We start from the raw sequence: 22,547 nt of genomic DNA, 5'->3' as shown, positions 1-22,547 counted from the left end.
CATCTGCAAGCAGCGCTCCAATCAACATACAAGTTGAGAAGCCGCCTGTAGACGACCGCGATGACCTTTAGGCTTTCACCCTGGACATGCGCCATCGCCTCCCCGGCCGTAGCTGGGAAGGCATCGTCGCGGCCGATACCGGCCGCCGTGGAAGAGGTTCTCACGCCCCAGAGCCGAATGCGTCCGGCTCCGGTGACGAGATAACACGCAAGCGGTGGCGGGGGTCAATGGGCGCGGATCCTGCTTCCCCTCCGTCATGGCCCTCACTGTCGTCAGCCCCAGCCTTGAGCCGGGGACCCACGTCTTGCGACGCGGGTCCGTGGGTGGCCGGCTCAAGGCCGGGCATGACGGTCGGCGCGTTGGCGCTTCACAGTAGGACGGAGGGAACCGGCGTGGCGCACTCCGCCGCACACCCAAGTTTCTCCGCAATCCTCGGGGACCATCGCGGGGCCGCATGTGGGCTTGGAGGATCGACCATGGACCGCCGAACCTTTGTCGCGTCCCTCGCTGCCACGGGCGCCCTGGCGGCGCTGGGGCCTGCATCGGCGCAAAGCCCCGGCCCGGTGCCGGCGGCCAGGAGCGTGGTGCTGGTGCATGGGCTGTTCGCGGATGGGTCGTGCTGGTCGGAGGTGATCCCGATTCTGCAAGGCGCTGGGCTGTCGGTCACGTCGGTGCAGAACCCGCTCACCTCCCTGGACGAGGCCGTCGCGGCCGCCCGGCGCGTCCTGGCCCGGCAGGAGGGGCCAGTGGTGCTGGCGGGCCACTCGTTCTCCGGCATGATCGTCACCGAGGCGGGCGCGGACCCGAAGGTGTCGGCGCTGGTCTATGTCGCGGCGCGGGCGCCGGACGCGGGCGAGGACTACACCGCCCTCGCCTCCGGCTATCCCACGCCCCCCGCCTCGGCGGGCATCGTGTTCGACGGCGACGAGGGGCGGCTCACCGAGGAGGCGTTCCTGCGGGATTTCGCGGGCGACCTGCCCGCCGCGAAGGCGCGCGTGCTCTATGCGGTGCAGGAGCCCTTCCACAGGGCCCTCCTGGCGGGCCGCACGAGCCAGGCGGCCTGGCGCTCGAAGCCGAGCTTCTACGCCGTCTCCACCGAAGACCGGACCATCAACCCCGACCTTCAGCGCTTCATGGCCAAACGCATGGGCGCGGACATCATCGAGGTAAAGGCGAGCCATCTCGCCCTGATCTCGCAGCCGCAAACCATCGCCGGGCTGATCCTGAAAGCAGCGGGGCGACGTTAGGGCATTCACGAACGCTCCCCGCCCCGCTACAAGGCTCCCCACATCCACGCCAAGCGGAATCACGCCCCCATGGAAGCCAGCGTTACCGAACGGTTCCTCCGTTACGTCGACATCGACACCCAGTCCGACGCCAAGTCGCCCTCGCAGCCCTCCACCGAGAAGCAGAAGGATCTCAGCCGCCTCCTCGTGGAGGAACTGTTGGAGATCGGCGTGTCGGACGCGCATCTGGACGAGCACGGCTACGTCTACGGGACCATCCCGTCCAACACGCCGAAGAACAACGTGCCGGTCATCTGCGTCTGCGCCCACGTGGACACCGCTCCGGACTTCTCCGGCACGGGCGTGAAGCCGCAGATCGTGAAGAGCTACGGCGGCGGCGACATCCGCCTGCCGGGCGCCTCCGGCGAGGTCATCCGCGTGGCGGACCACCCGGTGCTGAACACCCTCATCGGACACGACATCATCACGACGGACGGCACCACGCTGCTGGGAGCCGACGACAAGGCGGGCGTCGCCGAGATCATGACGGCGGCGGAATTCCTCATACAGAATCCGGACGTGAAGCACGGCACCATCCGCATCCTGTTCACGCCGGACGAGGAGATCGGGCGCGGGGTCAACAAGGTGGACCTGGAGAAGCTCGGCGCGGCCTTCGGCTACACCATGGACGGCGAAACGGCGGGCTCGATCGAGGACGAGTCGTTCTCCGCCGACGGCGTGGAGATCGCCATCAAGGGCGTGGCGATCCATCCGGGCTTCGCCTACGGCAAGATGGAGAACGCCATCCGCATCGCGGGCGCCGTCATCGACCGTCTGCCGAAGGACCAAGCCCCCGAGACGACGAAGGGCCGCGACGGCTTCATCCATCCCACGGGCCTCACAGGCGTGATGGAGAAGGCCACGTTGAGCTTCATCATCCGCGACTTCACCGAAGCGGGCCTAAAGCAGAAGGAGGCCCTGCTCGAAGACATCGTGAAAGACGTCATGAAAGCCTATCCGGGCTCGACTTACACGTTCACGGTCAAGGAGCAGTACCGCAACATGAAGGAGGTGCTCGACCGGAATCCGGAGATCGTCGAGAACGCCGTGGAGGCGATCCGCCGGGCCGGAATGGAGCCCGTGCGCGGCAGCATTCGCGGCGGCACGGACGGCTCGCGCCTGTCCTTCATGGGCCTGCCCTGCGCCAACATCTTCGCGGGCGGCCACGCGTTCCACTCGCCGCTGGAATTCGTGAGCACGAAAGACATGGAAAAGGCGGCCCAGACCATCGTCGAACTGGCGAAGGTGTGGGAAGAGCGCGCCTGACGCGCTCCCCTACAGTCCCTCCTGCGAGGCTAGCGCGATGACGGCTTGGCGGAGCCCGGCTCCGCCATGTTGCGATGAACCTAGTCCGACACCCTGTCGGGCAGCTGGTCCGCCACTGTGCCGATGATGTCGTTCTCCGACTCATTGCGCACCGACGCCCGGACGAATGGACCACCGAGGCCGATGCCGGCATCGAGGCATCTCCTCGGACGCGATTATCGGTCCTTTAACCAAACTCGCATCTAATGCACCGCAGTAAGCGTTGTCCCGCGCCGTGCGCGGACCGAGTTGTTGCGTAGAGTTCGTCATGGCGTCCAAGCGTTATTCCACCGTTCGTCCCATCCGGCGCCGCAGCCGGGGCCGGCTGCTCCTGACGGCAGCTTTGGTGGCGGCCTCGCTCAGCCCTGCCTATTTTTACGCTCATCGCCCGACATCCGCCGATATTCCCATGAACGCTGCTGCCGAGCGCAAGGCCGAGGTCCCGCCCCATCCAATCTCCGCGCCGACACCGCCGGTCGTTGCGGCCACCCTGCACGACCGGTCCCTGATCGACCCGAACCGCACCCTGCCGGGCGCGGACGGATTCGCGGCCATGGCGCCATTGGCGAGCGCGTTCAAAGCGCCTCCGGTGGCTTCACCTCAGGTTTTTGCAGCCGCCGCGCCGTCTCGACCGGAGAGGGAGGCCGTGGCGCCGCCCGAGCCGGCCCAAACCGTCGCCGTGGCCGCGCCGGTTCCCCTGCCCGTGCCTCGCCCGGTGGATCTGCGTGCCCCCGTGGAGCCTCCCGCACAGCCAGCCCAGGTGGCGCGAGCTCCCCTGTCCCGCCCCATGAAGGTCGCGGCGGCTCCCGAAGAACTGCCCAGCAACCCCTCATTCTTCGAACGCCTCTTCGGTGTGAAAAACACGCCTGATTCCGCTTTGGGATACGCCTCGGTCGACACGAACCTCGGTGGCGGGGCGACGTCGCGCCTCGGCACCATCGTCCCTTCAGCCGACGCCTACACCGCGGTGTACGATATCACCGCCAAGGTCGTCACCCTTCCCAATGGAGAGCGCCTGGAGGCTCATTCCGGCCTCGGCAGCATGATGGACGACCCGCGCTACGTGAACGTGAGGATGAAAGGTGCGACGCCGCCCGGCACCTATGTCCTTCGGGAGCGTGAGGCCCTGTTCCATGGCGTGCGCGCCATCCGAATGCTCCCGGTGGGCGGGAGCGCCGCCATCTACGGACGTGATGGGATCCTGGCGCATACTTACATGCTCGGTCCCAACGGCGATTCGAACGGCTGCATCTCGTTCAAGAACTATGACCGCTTCCTCCAGGCCTATCTGCGTGGCGAGGTGAAACGCGTCGTCGTCACAGCGGGAAGCCGGCAGGATCTCCTGCCGCGCGTGGCACGGCGCTAGTGTTTCGCATGGAAGGGCAGATTGAGCCTCTCCTTCGACGCCATGGTTCCTGTGCCTATTTCAGCTTCGGCTTGGTCTGAGGAAAGTCTCGCCAGTACTCCCCCGTGCCCTGCCGCCAAACCTTGTCCTCGGGCAGGATTTCGAAGGGCGTGTGCGCAGGCAACGGCCGCAATTCCTCGAAGGCGGCGATGAAGTCGCGGCCCTCCAAAAGGCTGAAAAGGTCTTCGAAGCTATCGATCACGAAGTAGCTGGCCTGGAAATCATCGATGTAATAGCCGGTGCGCAGCACGCGATCGAGATCGAATCCGAGATGATGAGCGGAGAGGTTCTCTGTCACGTACTTGGCTTCACCGAACGACGACACGATCCCGGCGCCATAGATCTGCACGCCTTCAGGTTTACGGATAAGGCCGAACTCGATCGTGTACCAATTCAAACGCGCCAGGAACTTCACGCCTTTGCGCTCAACAGCCTCACGACCGATGCGGCCGTACTCGGCCATGTAATCGGCATAGGCCGGGTTCGTGAGAAGTGGCACATGCCCGAAAACGTCGTGGAAAATGTCCGGCTCCTCCAGGTAATCGAGTTGTGCGCGGGTCCGAATGAACGTCCCGGCCGGAAACTGGCGGTTGGCCAGCATCTCGAAGAAGGGTCTTGATGGGATCAGGCCTGGAACCGCAACCACTTCCCAGCCTGTGAGCTTGCGCAGGTTGGCATTCATGCGGTCGAAGTCGGGTACGCCCTCCGGGCCGATCCCGAGGGCCTCCAACCCATCCAGGTATTCCTGGCAGACCCGCCCTCTCAGGACAGCCTGCTGCCGCTCGAACAGGATGCGCCAGGTTTCGTGATCGTCGGGCGTATATTTCTCCCAGCCCTGATCGACGATGCATTCGTCCTTGGAGCGGGCGGTGAGCACGGCGTGTCCGGTCATGGGCATTCCTCCTGAGGGCGAGGGATCCTGCCCGGTCTCGTCCGCCGGCTTCCCTGGATGCTCGCGACAGGATAACGCCTGAAAGCTTGGCCAGTTCGCCTCTATGCCGATAGGCGCCGCGCCTGGAACGCTACGGCGGCTGTGGCCACGAGCGCGCCCGCCAGGACAAGCCCGAAGGTCCCGCGCTGGAAATCGGACAGCCCCTGGCCGTCGGTCCTCCTAGCCCTCCCTTGGCGAAGGCCACCGCTGACGCCCCTGCCCTCAGGCATAGGCCGCAGAAGCGCCCCCTCTGTCCAAGGAGCCGGGCGGGCGCGTCTCAGATACCGACGGAAGGCAAGGCCCATGAGGTGCTCGACCGGCCCGGGCGCGACCGCATAGGCGACCTGCGCCGCACGGGCGGTCCAGCCGACAGCCACCTCGTCACGCGGCCTATGAACAAGGTTCACGAACGTACGGGCCACGTCCTCGGGCGCGTAGAGCGATCCGGAGGGCTCAAGCTCACGGCCCGACACGTTCGCGCCGTGCATGAAACCTGGAGTATCGATGATCGCGGGAAATACGGCGCAGATGTGGATGCCGCGGTGATCGTGCAATTCCTGCCTCAGGCTCGCCGTGAAGCCTCGCAGGCCGAATTTGCTCGCCGTATAGGCTGCCGCGAACGGCGTCGGCGCCCACCCACCCATGGAGATGTTATTGATCAGGACGCCGTGTCCCTGCCGAAGGAAGACGGGCAGGACCGAATAGCATCCATGCATGGTTCCAAGCAGATTGGTTTCGATCACGCGGCGGTGGAGTTCCAGAGCGCCATCCGTAAAGGGGCCAAAGACACCTGTGCCCGCGTTGTTGATCCAAACGTCGACGCCGCCGAAAGCGTCGAGTGCGGCTTGCGCCAGCTCCTCCACGGCCTCCGGAACCGTTACGTCCGTGGGCACCGTCACGGCTCTCACCCCTGCCCTTTGGCACTCCCGCGCAACCTCCCGCAAGAGGTCTTCGCGGCGCGCCGCCAGGACGACGCTCGCACCCTGCCCGGCAAAAGCTCTTGCGGCCGCTCGGCCAATCCCGCTCGACGCGCCTGTGATGACGACAACTTGGCCTTTGAGGTTCCTCATGGCGCGCTCCGCCTTTTGACCACGCTCCCGACGAGCGATCGCGAAAGGACGAAGAACTCCGCGGCTTTGAAATTGATCCCTCGCAGGCCTTAGGGCTCAACGCCACGACGCAATCGCGTCTTCCAGCTTGGCCGGCCCTTCGCCAATTGTGCGAACGGCTGAGGGCGTCCGCGAGAAGCGTGGCGCAGGAGCTGGTTGAGGCACCCCATCAACCGTTACGAACGTTCCACGCGCGGCAAGATGGGGATGGCTGCCCGCCTCCGCGAGGGTGAGGACAGGGGCGAAACAGGCATCCGTCCCCTCCAGGATTGCGCACCACTCGGCGCGGGTCTTTGTTCGAAACACCGTGGCGAACCGTTCACGGAGAATCGGTTCGGCGCCAGGCTCCTCCCGGTCGGGAACGCCCTCCCCCGTTAATCCCGTCCGCCGGACGAGTTCGGCATAGAATTGCGGCTCGAGAGCCCCGATGGAGATGTGTTTGCCATCGGCGCAGACATAAGTCTCGTAGTAATGCGCGCCTCCGTCCAGCAGGTTCTCCTCCCGTCCGTCTACCCAGCGCCCCTGGGCCGACAGATCGGAAAACATGGCCATGAGGGAGGCCGCGCCGTCGCAGATCGCGCAATCCACAACCTGCCCCCGGCCGGTCTGCCTTGCCGATATCACGCCAGCCAGGATGCCCATGGCGAGATAAAGGGATCCGCCGCCGAAATCGCCGACGAGGTTGAGCGGGATCGCTGGCTTCCTGGCCGGACCGACGGCTGCCAGTGCGCCCGTGATGGCGATGTAATTGATGTCGTGTCCGGCCGCCTGAGCCAAGGGCCCGGTCTGCCCCCAGCCTGTCATGCGACCGTAGACGAGGCGCGGATTGCGGGCGAGCAATACATCGGGTCCCAAGCCGAGGCGTTCCATGACACCGGGACGGAAACCCTCGATAAGGGCATCGGCCCTGTCTACCAGATCCAGAACCCGGGCAAGCTGAGCCGCATCCTTGAGGTCTGCCGTGACAGTCGGGCGGCTTCGGGTGAGCACATGCTTCGAGTACGGGTCCGCGCCTCCGGGTCGGTCGATCCGAACGATGTCCGCTCCCATATCGGCGAGCAGCATGGCGGCGAACGGCCCAGGGCCGATGCCCGCAAACTCGACGATCCTGACCCCTGCCAGGGGCCCGTCCGGCGGTCGCGGCTCGCTCATGAGGCTCACCCGAGATTGCGCGCGATGAGGAGACGCTGGATGTCGCTGGCACCTTCGTAGATCTGGCACACCCGCACGTCGCGGTAGATCCGCTCCACCGGGAAATCGGAGAGGTAACCGTAGCCACCCAGAATCTGGATGGCGTCGGAACAGACCTTCTCGGCCATCTCTGACGCGAAGAGCTTCGCCATGGAGGCTTCCGTCAAGCAGGGTTGCCCTGCCTCGCGCAGGGAGGCCGCATGCAGGACCATCTGGCGTGCGACGGCGATCTGTGTCGCCATGTCGGCGAGGCGGAAAGCAACCGCTTGGTGAGCCATCAGTGGCTTGCCGAAGGTTTCGCGGTCCTTCGCGTAATCCCGCGCCACTTCGAACGCGGCCCGCGCCATCCCAACGGACTGGGATGCGATACCGATCCGTCCGCCCTCCAGGTTGGACAGAGCGATGCGGTAGCCCTCACCCTCTTCGCCAAGACGATATTCGGCCGGGATGCGCAAGTCGTTGAAGGTGATCTGGCAGGTGTCGGACGCATGCTGCCCCAGCTTGTCCTCGACCCGAGCGACTTCATAGCCAAGTGTGTCCGTCGGTACGATAAATGCCGATATGCCCTTCTTGCCGGCGTCCGGATCCGTCACCGCGAAGGTGATTACCACGTTTCCAGTGCGGCCGGAGGTGATGAACTGCTTGGTGCCGTTGAGTACATAGGAGCTGTTGCCGTCACGCCGTGCCCTGGTCCGCAGGTTCGCGGCGTCAGACCCCGCCTGCGGTTCGGTGAGGGCGAAGGCGCCGATCCATTGGCCGGACGCAAGAGGTCGGAGAAATCGCTCCTTCTGCTCCGTCGTGCCGAATTTCAGGATCGGCATGCAGCCTACCGAATTGTGCACGCTCATGATGGTCGAGCAGGCGCCGTCGCCGGCAGCGATCTCCTCCAGTGCCATGGCATAGGCCACTTGGCCGGTTTCCGACCCACCCCACTCCTCCGGCACGACCATACCGAAAAAGCCCATCTCGGCCATCTCGCGGATGGCTTCGGTAGGATAGCTATGCGCCCGATCCCATTGGGCCGCGAAGGGAGCCAGTCGTTCCCTTGCGAAGTCACGGGCGGCGTCTCGGATCTGGATCTGTTCTTCGGTGGGGATCATGGATCGAACCTATTTGGGTGCCATGCGCAGCGCCCCGTCCAAGCGGATCACCTCACCGTTCAGCATCGGGTTCTCGCAGATGTGCTTGACGAGCGAAGCATACTCCGCCGGCTTTCCGAGACGCGCCGGGAAGGGTACGGACTGGCCCAGGGCATCCCGTACCTCCTGGGTCATGCCTGCCATCATGGGGGTTTCGAAGATGCCCGGCGCAATGCTCACGACGCGGATCCCGTACCGTGCCAGCTCCCGGGCCATGGGCAGCGACAAGCCCACGATACCCGCCTTGGAAGCCGCATAGGCGGCCTGACCGATCTGTCCATCGAAGGCGGCCACCGAGGCCGTATTGATGATGACGCCTCGCTCACCGTCGTCGTTCGGCTCGCCCTTGGCCATCGCGGCGGCCGCCAAGCGCATCATGTTGAAAGCGCCAATGAGATTTACATTGATGACCCGCGTGAAGCTCTCGAGCGAGTGCGGCGCCTCTCGGCCGAGCACCCGCTCTCCGATGACGATGCCGGCACAATTCGCCAGACCATGCAGCCCGCCGAACTGGTCGATGGCGGCGGCCACCACGGCCTGTCCGTCCGCCTCCTTCGTCACGTCGGCCCGAACGAAACGGGCCATTGCGGCCAGTTCCTCAGCCATGGCGCGCCCTGCGCTTTCGTTCACATCGGCGAGGATTACGGATCCGCCCTCGCCCACGATCATGCGGCCGGTCGCGGCACCGAGACCCGAGCCGCCGCCCGTGACGATGAAAACGCGGTCCTTGATCTGCATGTCGGGTATGTCCTCTCTGTCGGATTCAGCTATGATCCCGCCGATCCTCGATGATCTTGCCGTCATTGGGCAACCGGCCCAGCGAGACGGGTTCGACGCCTCCGCGCAATTTCGTGATGGCCTGGAGCGTCGCAGCCACCGCTTCGGCGTCCACCTCCGCACCTTCCGCATAAAGCGTCATCGCGTCCGTGTCGTCATCCCGGGTGACCACGAGGCGAAGGCGTCCGAGTTCCGGATGGCGGCGTCCGATTTCGGCGACCTGTTCCGGTCGAACGAACATGCCCTTCACCTTCGTGGTCTGGTCGGCGCGTCCCATCCAGCCCTTGATGCGCATGTTCGTCCGCCCACAAGCGCTGATGCCAGGGAGCGCAGCCGTGAGGTCTCCAAGCGCCAGCCGGATCCAGGGATGCTTCGGGTCGAGTGATGTGACGAGAATCTCTCCTACATCGCCCTCCGGGACGGGGTTGCCCGTGCCAGGACGCACGATTTCAACGATCAGTCCTTCGTTGACAACCATCCCATCGCGAGCAGAGGTCTCGTAGGCCACGAGCCCGAGGTCGGCTGTGGCGTAGGCTTGATAGGCATCCACGCCGCGCGCCCTGATCTCCTCCTGGAGCGCTTTAGGGAAGGCTGCGCCCGATACGACTGCACGCTTGATGGAGGACACGTCACGTCCTGCCACCTCTGCGCCGTCGAGCAGAATCTTCAGGAAGTCCGGCGTGCCGCAATAGGCGACCGGTCGATAAGCCTCGATCAGCTCGAATTGCGCCTCCGTATTGCCCGGACCCGCCGGGATGACGGGGCATCCCAGGGCCCGCGCGCCGCCGTCGAATATGAAACCGCCGGGCGTCAGGTGATAGCTGAACGTATTCAGCACGACGTCTCCGACGCGAAGGCCCGCAGCTGCCAGACAACGCGCCATGCGCCATGGATCCAGGCCCGTGGTCTCCGGTTCGAAGATCGGTCCGGGAGACGTGAACAATCGAGAGAACGACGACATCGGCTCGGCCACGAAGCCTCCGAAGGGCGGTCCATTCCTCTGGAGTGCCGGCAGGTCGGCTTTGCGCAGGACCGGAAGCTGGGCCAGAGCCTCTCGACCCGTGATGGATCCGGGATCTACGCCTTGGAGATGCTCCGCGTAAGCGGGGGCCCGCATGGCTGCCGCGAGAACATCCGGCAGACGGGCGAATAGGTCTCTCTCGCGTTGTGCCGGTTCGCGGGTTTCAAGAGCGTCGAGCGCTTCAGCCATCGCCATCCTCCGTCTTGAGCACGATCAGCCTGGCACCCTCGGCGACCTGGGCGCCGGCTTCCGCCGCCACCTCGGCGATCTCGGCCTCGAAGGGCGCCGTGAGCACGTGCTCCATCTTCATGGCCTCGACGATAGCAAGGCGCTGCCCCTTCTCGACACGATCGCCGGGCTGGACGAAAACAGCCACCACCTTGCCATGCATCGGGGCCTTGATCGAACTCCCCTCGCCCAAGTGCTCGAGATCGACCGCAAAAGGATCGTGAAGGATGACCCGGGTCTGGCGGCCTTGATGCAAGACGATAGCCGCATCGTCGGCTTCCACGATGGTGAAGTCACGGACGGTTTCGCTGTCCGAAGCGATCGCGGGCCCATTGCGATCCCATGTCACGCGCACCTTCCGGGCCTCCCCATCGACGATGAGTGACAGCCCCGTTTCACGGGATCCGATAAGCTGAAAACCGTCGTCGATGGACCAGGGGCTTTCCACGCGACCCACCCTGGACACAGGCCCGAACAACAGACGTTCGGCCTCCCGCTCGATAAGGTAAAGGGCGCCAGCGGCGAGGACGTCCTCGTCGACCTCGACTGCAACGGCCCCCAGCGCTTGCATGTTACGGTCGATGAAACCCGTGTCGAATGCGCCGGCCTTGAAGCCGTCCGCCTCGCAGAGGTTCTTCAGGAAGGCAATGTTCGTCTTCGGCCCCGCCACGATGGTCTCGCTCAGTGCCTTCGCCAGCTTGGATAACGCCTCGTCGCGAGTGGCGCCATGAGCGATGACCTTAGCGATCATCGGGTCGTAATAGGGCGTAACCTCATCGCCCGCTTCGACGCCTGTATCGATGCGGATGCCGTCGTGTTCTGGAAATTCCAGGGCCCAGAGCTTGCCGGTGGAGGGCAGAAACTCCTTTTCCGGATCCTCGGCATAGAGCCGGGCCTCGACCGCGTGGCCCTGAATTTCGAGATCGGTCTGATCGAAAGGAAGCTTCTCGCCAGCGGCGGCTCGAAACTGGAGTTCGACGAGGTCGAGCCCCGTGATGGCTTCGGTGACGGGATGCTCCACTTGCAGACGGGTGTTCATTTCCATGAAGTAAAACCGGTCCGGACGCAGCCCCTCCCGACCGTCGGCGATGAACTCCACGGTACCGGCGCCGACATATCCGACAGCGCGAGCTGCCTCCACTGCGGCGCGACCCATGGCGTCACGCATCTCGGGTGGCATGCCTGGTGCGGGCGCCTCCTCGATAACCTTCTGGTGCCGGCGCTGGAGCGAACAGTCCCGTTCGAAGAGATGGACGACATTGCCATGGGAATCGGCGAACACTTGGATCTCGATGTGCCGTGGAGAGAGCACATATTTCTCGACCAAGACGCGAGGATCGCCGAAGGCATTCTGCGCCTCTCGCTGAGCGCTGTCCAGGGCGGCGTCGAAATCCGCCGCCTTGTCCACCCGTCGCATACCCTTGCCGCCGCCGCCCGCGACCGCCTTGATGAGAACCGGGTAGCCGATCTCATAAGCTTTCTGACGCAGGAAATCCGGCTCCTGCCGGACACCGTGGTAACCTGGCACCACCGGGACGCCAGCCTTCTCGACTAGTGCCTTGGCGGCATCCTTCAGGCCCATGGCCCGGATCGAGGAGGCGGGAGGACCGACGAAAACGATGCCGTTGGCCGCACAGGCGTCCGCGAACTCGGCCCGCTCCGACAGGAAGCCGTAGCCGGGATGGATGCAGGACGCGCCTGTCCGCTTGGCCACCTCCAGGATCTTGTCGATCTGGAGATAGCTTTCGCGGGCAGGCGGCGGGCCGATATGATGCGCCTCGTCGGCCATCTGGACGAAGAGGGCATCCGCGTCCGCATCGGAATATACCGCAATGGTGCGTAAACCAAGACGCTGCGCCGTGCGTATGATGCGGCAGGCGATTTCGCCACGATTGGCGATGAGAACCGAGGTCAGGTTGTGGCTTTGCGGGAGCGTCATCGTCACATCCTGAAAATGCCGAACTGTGTCTTCGGAATCGGCGCGTTCAAGGCAGCCGAGAATGCAAGCCCAAGAACCCGGCGGGTCTCGGATGGCAGGATGATGCCGTCATCCCACAAACGGGCGGAGGCATGATAGGGGTTGCCCTCCTCCTCATACTTGTCGCGGACGGGAGCCTTGAAGGCTTCCTCCTCCTCGGCACTCCAGGTCCTGCCGTCGGCTTCGATATTGTCCCGGCGAACGGTTGCGAGAACGCTTGCGGCCTGTTCGCCTCCCATCACCGAGATGCGCGAATTGGGCCAGGTGAACAGGAAGCGAGGTGAGTAGGCTCGGCCGCACATTCCATAATTGCCCGCCCCGAACGAGCCGCCGACCAGCAGCGTGATTTTCGGCACCTGCGCGCAGGCCACGGCGGTGACGAGCTTCGCGCCGTCCTTGGCAATGCCGCCCTTCTCGTACTGGCTGCCGACCATGAAGCCGGAGATGTTCTGTAGAAACAACAGCGGAACACGGCGCTGACAGCACAATTCGATGAAGTGGGCGCCCTTCAAGGCGCTTTCCGAAAACAGAATGCCGTTATTGGCAATAATGCCGACCGGCATGCCCCAGATCCGAGCAAAGCCGGTCACCAGTGTGGTGCCATACAGTCGCTTGAACTCGTCGAATTCCGAGCCGTCGACGAGACGAGCGATCACCTCGCGAATGTCGTATTGCTTCTTGAGGTCAGTGGGCACGATGGCGTCGAGATCATCGATGGCGTATTTCGGCTCCACCGGCTCCGCCACGTCGATGTCGATGTCTTTTCGGGAGTTGAGCGTCCCGACGATGCGCCGCACGATGGCCAGTGCATGGTCGTCGTCCGTGGCGTAGTGATCCGCCACCCCGGATTGGCGTGCGTGGACGTCGGCGCCGCCGAGATCCTCGGCCGAGACGACTTCGCCGGTTGCCGCCTTCACGAGCGGCGGACCGCCCAGGAAGATCGTGCCTTGGCGACGGACGATGATGGTCTCGTCCGACATGGCGGGGACGTAGGCGCCACCCGCCGTGCAGGACCCCATGACGCACGCGATTTGCGGGATGCCCATCGAGGAAAGGGTGGCCTGATTGTAAAAGATTCGGCCAAAATGCTCCCGATCGGGGAAGACATCCGTCTGGTGTGGAAGATTCGCGCCGCCGGAATCCACGAGATAGATACAGGGCAAACGGTTCTCCCGTGCGACCTCCTGCGCCCGCAAGTGCTTCTTCACCGTCATCGGGTAGTAGGTGCCGCCTTTGATGGTCGAGTCGTTGCATACGACCACGACCTCTCGGCCCTGAACACGCCCGATCCCGGTGATGATGCCCGCTCCGTGAATGGCATCGTCATACATGCCGTGGGCGGCGAGCGGCCCCAGTTCCAGAAAGGGTGCGCCGGGATCGAGCAGCCGCATCACCCGCTCGCGGGGCAGAAGCTTTCCCCGCGCCAGGTGACGCTCGCGAGCCTTGGCCGGGCCGCCTTCCGCGACGGCAGCCCGCTTGACCCGCAGATCGTCGGCTAAGGCCCGCCAGGCCGAGCGGTTCGCTGAAGCGGCGTCGGAGGTCAGGTCGACGGATGTGGCGATCACCGGCATGGAGAATACCTCCCCTTGAACGACTGGAAGGGCATCGTCACGCCGTCTTGTTGAAGAGTTCACGGCCGATCAGCATGCGCCGAATCTCGCTCGTGCCCGCACCGATTTCGTAGAGCTTGGCGTCCCGCAGGAGGCGTCCGGTCGGATAGTCGTTGATGTAGCCGTTGCCACCGAGCAGTTGGATCGCGTCCAGGGCGCACTTGGTGGCCTTCTCGGCCGCGTAAAGGATAGCGCCTGCTGCATCCTCCCGCGTGGTCTCGCTCCGATCGCAAGCCTTGGCCACCGCATAGACGTAGGACTTGGCGGCATTCATCTCCACATACATGTCCGCCACCTTGCCCTGCACGAGCTGGAACTCGCCGATGGCTTGGCCGAACTGCTTACGCTCGTGGATGTAAGGCATCACCACGTCGAGGCAGGCCTGCATGATTCCCAAGGGTCCCGCCGCCAGAACGGCACGCTCGTAGTCCAGGCCCGACATGAGCACGTTCACGCCCTTGCCCACGGAGCCGAGCACGTTCTCTTCGGGCACCTCGCAATCCTCGAAGACGAGCTCGCAGGTATCCGAGCCCCGCATCCCCAGCTTGTCGAGCTTCTGATGGGTGGAGAAGCCTTTCATGCCCTTCTCGATGAGAAAGGCCGTGATCCCCTTGGGGCCGGCCTCGGGATCCGTCTTGGCGTAGACCACCAGGGTCTCGGCGATCGGACCGTTCGTGATCCACATCTTGTTGCCCGTCAGCACGTAGCGGTCGCCCCGCCTTTCGGCGCGGGTGCGCATCGACACCACATCCGACCCGGATCCCGGCTCCGACATCGCGAGCGCGCCCACATGCTCGCCCGAAATCAATTTCGGCAGGTACTTCCGCTTTTGCGCTTCACTGCCGTTGCGGCGGATCTGGTTGATGCAGAGATTGGAATGCGCCCCATAGGACAGACCGACCGAGGCCGACGCGCGTGACACCTCCTCGACGGCGACCACATGCTCCAAATAGCCGAGGCCTGTGCCGCCATATTCTTCTTCCACCGTGATGCCGTGGAGACCCAGCGCTCCCATGGGCTCCCAGAGGTCACGGGGGAACTGGTTCGTGCGGTCGATCTCCTCCGCCCGGGGTGCGATCTTGTCCTGGGCGAAATCCCGGACGGTTTCACGGATGGCGTCGGCGGTCTCGCCGAGATCGAAGTTGAAGCTGCGGTGGGAATTGAGAATCACGGGCGGTCTCCGCAATCATCTGTCGGGAACTAGAAACAAACGTTTGTTCGTTTATTGGAATGCACCATACGACATTTTCGACGGGGTGCAACGTCTACTGACAGCCTTTCGGTCCATCAGAGCCAGCGCTTGCGGCGCTTGAAGCTCTTCAGGTTCTTGAAGCTTCGGCGCTGGTCCCCCGCGCCGCCGAGATAAAATTCCTTCACGTCCTCGTTGTCACGCAGTTCCTCGGCCGTCCCGTCGAGCACCACCTTGCCCTGCTCCATGATGTAACCGTGAGAGGCTACGGATAAGGCCGCGCGGGCGTTCTGCTCCACGAGAAGGATCGTGACGCCGAGATCGCGGTTGATGCGCTGGATGATGGCGAAGACCTCCTTCACCAGGAGAGGCGAAAGTCCCATGGACGGTTCGTCCATGAGAATGAGCTTGGGCCTCGCCATGAGGGCGCGCCCGATGGCCAGCATCTGTTGCTCGCCCCCGGAGAGATAGCCCGCCAGACCGGTACGCTCCCGCAGGCGCGGAAAGTAGCCCAGGACCATGTCGAGATCCTTCTGGACCTCGTTGTCCCGGCGGGTGAAGGCGCCCAATCGCAGGTTCTCGATCGGGGTCATGTCGGCCACAATGCCGCGACCCTCCATGACCTGGAAGATGCCGCGCCGGACAATCTTGTCCGGATCGATGCCGTCGATGCGCTGGCCGTCGAAAAGGACCTCGCCCCGCGTCACCTCTCCGTCCTCCGTTTTCAGGAGGCCCGAGATCGCCTTCAGGGTCGTCGATTTCCCCGCCCCGTTCGCGCCGAGGAGCGCCACGATGGCGCCGCGCGGGATCTCGAGACTGAGGCCGCGCAGGACGAGGATCACCTCGTCATAGACGACCTCGATGTTGCGCACGGAGAGAAGCGGCTCGGCCGCGATCCCGGCGACAGGCGCTTGGGCTGGCTCGGCGTGGGACTGCAGCAACGGCTTTCCTCCTGGATCAGAAGAGCGCTGCCCGACTCACGGAGATCGGGCAGCGCGATGTCAGGGGCTTACCAACCCAGCCATTCCGGCTTTCGCGGCAAGGTGATCGTGGTCACCTTCTCGAGCTTGATGGTGCCGTTCTTGGCCAAATCGGCGAGCGGTGCTTCCGTGCTGCCGGAGACTTTGGAGCGATAGAGGTTCACCATCAGCATGCCGCGATGGTCCTTCTCGGTCCAGGTGGAGGGAAGACACACGCCCTCCATGCCAACCGGCACCCAGTCCTTCTTGGCGTAGAAGCCCTTCTTCACGTTCGGGCCATTGATGCCACCGTTGGCGGCGGCCCATTCCATGGCTTCCTTCATGTAGTAGGCGCTGCAGATGCCTGAGATGTAATGCACCGGGCGATACACATTGCCGGCCGCATCGGACACCTTGGTGATCTCCATCACGGTCTTCATGCCGGGAGCATCGCCGCCGGAGACCACTCCGGTGCGAACCGGGAAGATCACGCCGTCGGCGGCATCGCCCGCGGCCTTCGCGGCGTTCTCGTCCATGCCCCACACATTGCCCATGAACTGGACATCGACGCCCGCGTTCTTGCAGGCCTTGAGCACGGAGATGTTGGAACCCGCCGTGTTGCCGAGATAGGCATAGTTGGCGCCCGAGCTCTTCAATGTCAGGCACTGAGCGGTGTAATCGCCAGGCGTCAGAGCGAACTGCACGGCCGGAAGCACGTCGAAGCCCAGGTCCTTGGCGATGGTCTCGCCCGCTTCCTTCGGCGAGTTCGGGTACGGATGGTTTCCGCCCATGTGAACGTATTTCGGCTTGCCGGGCTTGCCCTTGGTTTTCCAATCCTCGGCCGCCCAGGTCAGCATCGCCCGCAGGGCGTCCGAATAGCTCGGTCCGTAGAAGAAATTATAGGGCGCGGGCTTCGAGCCCTTCGTGCCCTGTCCGGTCGGATCCGTCAGCTGGCCAGCGTAAGAGCCGGAAATATAAGGGATCTGGTCCTGCGCTACGAAGCCCGTGAGGGCTTCCGTGTCGGCGGTTCCCCATCCTTGGATCGCCGCGACCTTGTCGCCGACCCAACGCTTGTAGAGCGCGACGGCGCGCGGCACCTGGTAGCCGTAATCGACGGTGTCGACGGTCATCTTCTGGCCGTTGATGCCGCCCTTGCTGTTGATGTAGGCGAGCGCATCCGAGACGCCTTGGGCGAACGGCGTACCCACATCCGAGGTAGCGCCGGAATTATCGGCTAGGTGACCGACCGCGATCTGAGCTTGCGCCGCGCCGGCGAGGCCCGTGACCAGGGCGGCGACCGATGCGGTTTTCAGCAGTGTCGTGAACTTCATGAGATTTCCTCCGCGTAAATTTGATTTTGTGTGCGTTCCCATGGTGTGCCGGTCTCAGTGCGAGAACGGGTAGAGCTTCCAATATGCCTTGATCTGCCTCCAGCGGTGGGCGAGCCCATCGGGCTCGAAGATGAGGAACAGGACGATCACGAGCCCGATGGCGATCTCGCGCAGGAAGGCGATGTTCGGGCGCAGCGCGAGGGCCTGATCGATGGGTGTGTCGCGCAGGAGCGCGGTGAGCCATTCCATGGCCTCGGGCAACAGCACCATGAAGGCGGTACCCATCAGCGTGCCCATGATGGAGCCGAGACCGCCGATGATGATCATGGCCAGGAATAGGATCGATCGGTCGATGCCGAAACCTTCGTTGGAGACGACGCCCTGGTTGTGGGCGTAGAGCGCGCCGCCGATGCCTGCGAAGAAAGCGGCAAGGCCGAAGGAGAGTGTACGGTACTTGGTGAGATTGATCCCCATGATCTCGGCCGATAGGTAGTGATCCCGAACCGCCACGAGAGCCCGTCCGTCCCGGGACCGCATGAGGTTGGTGGCCAGCAGGAAACAGACCACCAGATAGGCCAGCACCACATAGAAGTACTGCTGATCGCTGCGTACCGTGTAGCCGAACAGGCTGAACGGTTCTGCCAGCGCCGGGACGGTTCCGCCCGTGAACCATTCGGCGCGGGAGAAGAAATCGAGCAGGATGTACTGGGCCGCCAGGGTCGCAATGGCGAGATAGAGCCCTTTCAGACGCGCAGCCGGAAGGCCGAAGACGAGCCCGACGGCGGCCGTCATCACGCCCGCGAGCGGGATGGCGAAAAAGACGGGCACGCCCAGCTTGCTGCTGACATAGGCCGACGCGAAAGCGCCGAACCCGAAGAAAGCGGCGTGTCCGATGGAGATCTGGCCCGTGAAGCCCACGAGGATGTTCAAGCCTAGAGCCGCGATCCCATAATAGCCGATCTGGATGAGAAGGGTCAGCCAGTAGGGGCTGACACCAAGCCAGGAGAAGGCAGTGGGAACGGCAACCAGAATCAAGATCCCGAGGATCGCCATGTTGCGGCTGGTCGCCGTAGGAAAGATCGTGGTGTCGGCCCCGTAGGTGGAGCGGAAGTCGCCGGCCGGGATGAGACTCGAGGCTGCCATGGCTTATACCCGCTCGATATTGCGCGTGCCGAAAAGGCCGTAGGGTTTGATCATCAGGATGATGATCAGAACGTAGAAGGGCGCGATCTCGTAGAGGTTGCCCCAGTGCAGGAACTCGCTGTCGACGTAATGGGCGATGTTCTCCAACAGGCCGATGATGAGGCCGCCCAGCACCGCGCCGACGATGCTGTCCAGACCGCCCAGGATCACGGCCGGGAAGACTTTGATGCCGTAAGTGGACAACGCCGGCGACACGCTGTTCACCACGCCGACCACCACGCCCGCGACGGCCGAGACCACCGCCGAGATGGCCCAGGCCATGGCAAAGATGTTCTTGACCGAGATGCCGAGGGACTGGGCGATCTGCTGGTTGAAGGCGGTGGCCCGCATGGCGAGACCGTACTTCGATGCTTTGAAGAACCACGCCATTCCGGCCATCATGGCAAGCGAGACCGCGACGCTCATGAGATAGGCCGTCTGAATTTGTAGTCCCAGGATGTTCACGCTCTGGGTCTTGAAGATCGGCGGGAAGGGCTGGGCATTGAGCCCGAAGATCCACTTCATGGCGCCCTGGAAGATCGTCGACAACCCAATGGTCACCATGATGACAGAGATGATCGGCTCCCCGATGAGAGGCCGCAGAACGATGATCTGGAGAGCCACGCCGAAGACCAGCATGAAGACCAGTGTGATCGCCATTCCGGCAAAGAATGGGATCTGATACTTGGTGAGAAGCCACCAGCACACCCAGGCGCCAATGAGCAGGAATTCGCCCTGCGCGAAGTTCACCACTTGGCTGGCCTTGTAGATCAGCACAAAGCTCATGGCGACGACGCCGTAAAGGGCACCGACGATCACGCCGTTGACGAGAAGCTGGACGAGAAGCTGCATATTCATCGGATCGTTCGCCCTCTACTCGGCCGCCACGGACATCGGTGCTCCGGTCCCCTGCCCGAGGTCCACCACCCGCAGGGTCGTGCGGATGCGCTGCGTCGTGCCGTCCTGGAAACGGATGATGGTGTCCACATCGATCTTCGGCTTGCCGCCATAGACCGCGTCGATGATGTCCTCGTACTTCTCGTTGATCACGGAGCGCCGGACTTTTCGGGTCCGGGTCAATTCACCGTCATCCGCATCGAGTTCCTTGTAGAGCAGCAGGAACTTCGTGATGCGCTGGGCGGGAGGCAGCGTGGCGTTGACGGCCTCCACCTCCTTTTGGAGCAATTCGTAGATCTCCGGCCGGGCCGCGAGGTCGGAATAGGTTGTGAAGGCGATCCGGTTCTTCTCAGCCCATTTGGACACGATGGAATAACGGATGCAGATCATGGCGGCGAGGTATTCACGGCCAGCGCCCAGGATCACGGCCTCAGCCACGTAGGGCGAGAACTTCAGCTTGTTCTCGATGTATTGCGGCGAGAACCGGTCGCCTCTGGCCGTTTCGGCCAAATCCTTGATGCGGTCGATCACGACGAGATGGCCGCGCTTATCGAAATATCCGGCATCGCCGGTATGGAGCCAACCGTCCTCCATGTCGGCGGCGGCGGCGGCCGGGTTCTTGTAATATCCCAGGAACATGTTCGCGTGGCGTGCCACCACCTCGCCGACCCCGTTGGCGTCGGCATTGTCGACGCGGATCTGGATGCCGTCGTCGAATCCGTGGCCCACCGTGTCGAAATCGACCTCATCCGGCCGGTGGATCGTGTAAGCGCCCAGCGTCTCGGTCTGGCCATAGAGCTGGCGCAGAGGAACGCCCATAGCGCGGAAGAACCGGAAGGTCTCGGGCCCCAGGGCTGCACCGCCCGTCGCGGCGGAGCGCAGGCGGGTGAAGCCGAGCCTGTCACGTAGCGCGCGAAAAAGGATTGCGTCCGCCATGGCGGAACGTTCGCCGTTCTCGGTCGCGGCGAGACCTGTCTTCATGCCGTAATCATAGAGGGCGCGCTTGAAGGGCGAGGAATCCATGATGCGGGCCCGCACGTCCGCTGCCACCGACTCCCAGACGCGTGGCGCGAAGAGCACGAAGGTCGGAGCGATTTCGCGGAAATCGTTCATCATCGTGTCCGGCTCTTCGACGAAGTTCACCTTCATCCGGCACAGAAGACCTTTGCCGAGGGCGTAGACCTGCTCCATGATCCACGGCAGCGGCAGAACGGATACGTACTCATCGTCGGGCCCTTTCGGATCGGCCGAGAGATAGCTCGCGCAGTGGCGCAGGACCCGTCCAGCCGCCAGCATGGCGAGTTTCGGATTGGCCGTGGTGCCGGAGGTGGTGCAGAGCACTGCGACGTCCTCTCCCTGGGTCGCATCCACGAGGCGGTCGTAGAGATCGGGCTCCCGCTCGCCAAGAGCCTGGCCCCGCGCCGCGAGATCATCGGCAAAGATCAGGCGAGGGTCGTCGTATTTGCGCATGCCGCGCGGGTCGGAATAGACGATATGACGGACGGATGGGATGCGGTCGGCGAGATCGAGCAGCTTGTCGACCTGCTCCTCGTCCTCGGCGAAGATGACCTTCGCCTCACCGTAATCGATGAGGTACAGGACCTCTTCGGCGAGAGCGTCACGGTACATCCCGAGCGACATGGCCCCGACCGCATGGGCGGCGATCTCTCCGCTCACCCAATCGGGCCGGTTGTCGCCGATGATGGATACCACGTCGCCCTTGCGCAGCCCAAGGTCGTAGAGGCCCAAGGCAAAGGCACGAACGCGGTCGTGATAATTCTTCCAGGTGAACGAGCGCCACAGGCCCAGGTCCTTCTCGCGCATGGCGATATCGGCACCATGTTCGGACGCGTTCAGGCGCAGCAGCTTGGGAAACGTGTCGGCCTGAGAGACGCGCGCCGCGTAATCCATGTTCATGCCGCGCTCTCCGCCATGGCCGACGCTTCGCTCGGATCCACGAGCGCAGGATCCTCCTCGCCGAGATAGGCTTTTCTCACATGCGGATCGGCCAGCACGTCGCCGGGAAGGCCCTCGGCGATCTTGCGTCCGAAATCGAGGACCATGACCCGGTGCGAGATGTCCATGACCACGCCCATGTCGTGCTCGATCATCACGACCGTCATGCCGAACTCCTCGTTAAGGTCGACGATGTAGCGGGCCATGTCCTCCTTCTCTTCCAGGTTCATGCCCGCCATGGGCTCGTCGAGGAGAATGAGCTGCGGCTCCAGCGCCATGGCGCGAGCCAGTTCGACGCGCTTGCGCAGGCCGTAGGACAGTGTTCCGGCGGGTGCCTTCCGAACGGACTGGAGGTCCAGGAAATCGATGATTTCCTCGACCTTCCGGCGGTGCTGGAGCTCCTCGCGACGTGCGCCCGTGAGCCAATAGAGCGAGCCGGTGATGAAGTTGTTCTTGAGCAGATGATGGCGGCCGACCATGATGTTGTCGAGAACCGTCATGTGATGGAAGAGCGCCAGATTCTGGAACGTGCGCCCGATTCCGAGACTGGCGCGTGCATTGGTCTTGAGGCGGTTGATGCTCTTGCCGCCAAAGAAGATCTCGCCTTCCGTCGGTTTGTAGCGGCCCGAGATGCAGTTTACCATGGAGGTCTTGCCGGCGCCGTTGGGCCCGATGATGGAGAACAGCTCGCCCTTTCGGATGGCGAAGCTTACATCCGTCAATGCATGCACGCCGCCAAAGCGGAGCGATACACCGCGCACCTCCAATGCGTGATCCAAGCGCGTCCTCCTGTCTCGACCGTTCCCGGCGCTTCCTGCGCTCTTGAAGTGATACCGTGAGGCATCGGGCTTTGTTGGGGCCATCTTCTTGCGAACGGCTCGCCGTTTCGAAATACGATCAACCGTTTGTTTTTTGGTGTCAAGGAGATCGATACTAGACCTTGAAACTACGCTGAAAGTCTTACTCGCCGGAAGGCAATAGACTCACAATTCGATAAATTAATCTGGCTTCTCATATATTTGACGGCACTCCATTCCGACATAGGCCCTCATC

Annotated in this window: 18 protein-coding genes; 3 read left to right on the top strand and 15 right to left on the bottom strand. The window is 63.6% G+C overall.

What is annotated here, in order from left to right; all coding sequences use genetic code 11:
• Positions 1-476: 476 nt before the first annotated feature.
• The 3 genes from ILT42_RS21030 (at position 477) to ILT42_RS21020 (ending at position 3,957) form a co-directional block, all read left to right on the top strand.
• Positions 477-1,247: an alpha/beta hydrolase gene (locus tag ILT42_RS21030; protein WP_204217925.1), complete on the top strand. Its 771-nt coding sequence runs from the start codon at positions 477-479 to the stop codon at positions 1,245-1,247.
• A gap of 69 nt (positions 1,248-1,316) precedes the next feature.
• Positions 1,317-2,552: a peptidase T gene (gene pepT / locus ILT42_RS21025; RefSeq protein WP_204217923.1), complete on the top strand. Its 1,236-nt coding sequence runs from the start codon at positions 1,317-1,319 to the stop codon at positions 2,550-2,552.
• Between the two features lie 307 nt (positions 2,553-2,859).
• Positions 2,860-3,957: a DUF2778 domain-containing protein gene (locus ILT42_RS21020; protein ID WP_204217921.1), complete on the top strand. Its 1,098-nt coding sequence runs from the start codon at positions 2,860-2,862 to the stop codon at positions 3,955-3,957.
• A 55-nt stretch (positions 3,958-4,012) separates the two neighbouring features.
• Here the strand turns inward: ILT42_RS21020 and phhA are convergent, their stop codons facing one another.
• From phhA to ILT42_RS20945, 15 genes are all read right to left on the bottom strand, one after another.
• Positions 4,013-4,888: a phenylalanine 4-monooxygenase gene (gene phhA, locus ILT42_RS21015; RefSeq protein ID WP_204217919.1), complete on the bottom strand. Its 876-nt coding sequence runs from the start codon at positions 4,886-4,888 to the stop codon at positions 4,013-4,015.
• 101 nt (positions 4,889-4,989) lie between these two features.
• Positions 4,990-5,997: an SDR family oxidoreductase gene (locus ILT42_RS21010; RefSeq protein WP_204217918.1), complete on the bottom strand. Its 1,008-nt coding sequence runs from the start codon at positions 5,995-5,997 to the stop codon at positions 4,990-4,992.
• 96 nt (positions 5,998-6,093) lie between these two features.
• Complete coding sequence (locus ILT42_RS21005; protein ID WP_204217916.1) at positions 6,094-7,188, bottom strand: CaiB/BaiF CoA transferase family protein; 1,095 nt, start codon at positions 7,186-7,188, stop codon at positions 6,094-6,096.
• 5 nt (positions 7,189-7,193) lie between these two features.
• The gene (locus tag ILT42_RS21000) at positions 7,194-8,327 is read right to left on the bottom strand and encodes an acyl-CoA dehydrogenase family protein (RefSeq protein WP_204217913.1); all 1,134 of its coding nucleotides are present in this window, start codon (positions 8,325-8,327) and stop codon (positions 7,194-7,196) included.
• A gap of 9 nt (positions 8,328-8,336) precedes the next feature.
• Positions 8,337-9,104: an SDR family NAD(P)-dependent oxidoreductase gene (locus tag ILT42_RS20995; RefSeq protein ID WP_204217905.1), complete on the bottom strand. Its 768-nt coding sequence runs from the start codon at positions 9,102-9,104 to the stop codon at positions 8,337-8,339.
• A 25-nt stretch (positions 9,105-9,129) separates the two neighbouring features.
• Positions 9,130-10,353, bottom strand: coding sequence for a phenylacetate--CoA ligase family protein (locus ILT42_RS20990; RefSeq protein ID WP_204217900.1), 1,224 nt, complete (start codon positions 10,351-10,353; stop codon positions 9,130-9,132).
• Positions 10,346-12,331, bottom strand: coding sequence for an acetyl-CoA carboxylase biotin carboxylase subunit (locus ILT42_RS20985; protein WP_204217893.1), 1,986 nt, complete (start codon positions 12,329-12,331; stop codon positions 10,346-10,348). Before ILT42_RS20985 ends, ILT42_RS20990 begins: the two co-directional genes overlap by 8 nt.
• 2 nt (positions 12,332-12,333) lie before the next feature.
• On the bottom strand, positions 12,334-13,941 hold the full coding sequence (locus tag ILT42_RS20980; protein ID WP_204217891.1) for a carboxyl transferase domain-containing protein: 1,608 nt from the start codon (positions 13,939-13,941) through the stop codon (positions 12,334-12,336).
• A 37-nt stretch (positions 13,942-13,978) separates the two neighbouring features.
• Complete coding sequence (locus tag ILT42_RS20975) at positions 13,979-15,151, bottom strand: isovaleryl-CoA dehydrogenase (protein ID WP_324617755.1); 1,173 nt, start codon at positions 15,149-15,151, stop codon at positions 13,979-13,981.
• 116 nt (positions 15,152-15,267) lie between these two features.
• Positions 15,268-16,107 (bottom strand): ABC transporter ATP-binding protein, encoded by an 840-nt coding sequence (locus tag ILT42_RS20970; protein ID WP_229428841.1) that lies wholly within the window; start codon positions 16,105-16,107, stop codon positions 15,268-15,270.
• Positions 16,108-16,178: 71 nt separating this feature from the next.
• Positions 16,179-17,459 carry an ABC transporter substrate-binding protein gene (locus tag ILT42_RS20965; protein WP_204217890.1) on the bottom strand — a complete coding sequence of 427 codons (1,281 nt, stop codon included), beginning with the start codon at positions 17,457-17,459 and terminating at the stop codon, positions 16,179-16,181.
• A 54-nt stretch (positions 17,460-17,513) separates the two neighbouring features.
• Positions 17,514-18,602, bottom strand: coding sequence for a branched-chain amino acid ABC transporter permease (locus ILT42_RS20960; protein ID WP_204217888.1), 1,089 nt, complete (start codon positions 18,600-18,602; stop codon positions 17,514-17,516).
• 3 nt (positions 18,603-18,605) lie between these two features.
• Positions 18,606-19,499, bottom strand: coding sequence for a branched-chain amino acid ABC transporter permease (locus tag ILT42_RS20955; RefSeq protein ID WP_229428822.1), 894 nt, complete (start codon positions 19,497-19,499; stop codon positions 18,606-18,608).
• Positions 19,500-19,514: 15 nt separating this feature from the next.
• Positions 19,515-21,449, bottom strand: coding sequence for a long-chain fatty acid--CoA ligase (locus ILT42_RS20950; RefSeq protein ID WP_229428840.1), 1,935 nt, complete (start codon positions 21,447-21,449; stop codon positions 19,515-19,517).
• A 2-nt stretch (positions 21,450-21,451) separates the two neighbouring features.
• Positions 21,452-22,273, bottom strand: coding sequence for an ABC transporter ATP-binding protein (locus ILT42_RS20945; RefSeq protein WP_229428821.1), 822 nt, complete (start codon positions 22,271-22,273; stop codon positions 21,452-21,454).
• Positions 22,274-22,547 lie beyond the last annotated feature (274 nt).

Source organism: Microvirga pudoricolor, assembly GCF_016892705.1.
GTDB lineage: Bacteria > Pseudomonadota > Alphaproteobacteria > Rhizobiales > Beijerinckiaceae > Microvirga > Microvirga pudoricolor.
Note: the sequence above shows the minus strand (reverse complement) of the source record. Positions and strands in the feature narration are given on the sequence as shown.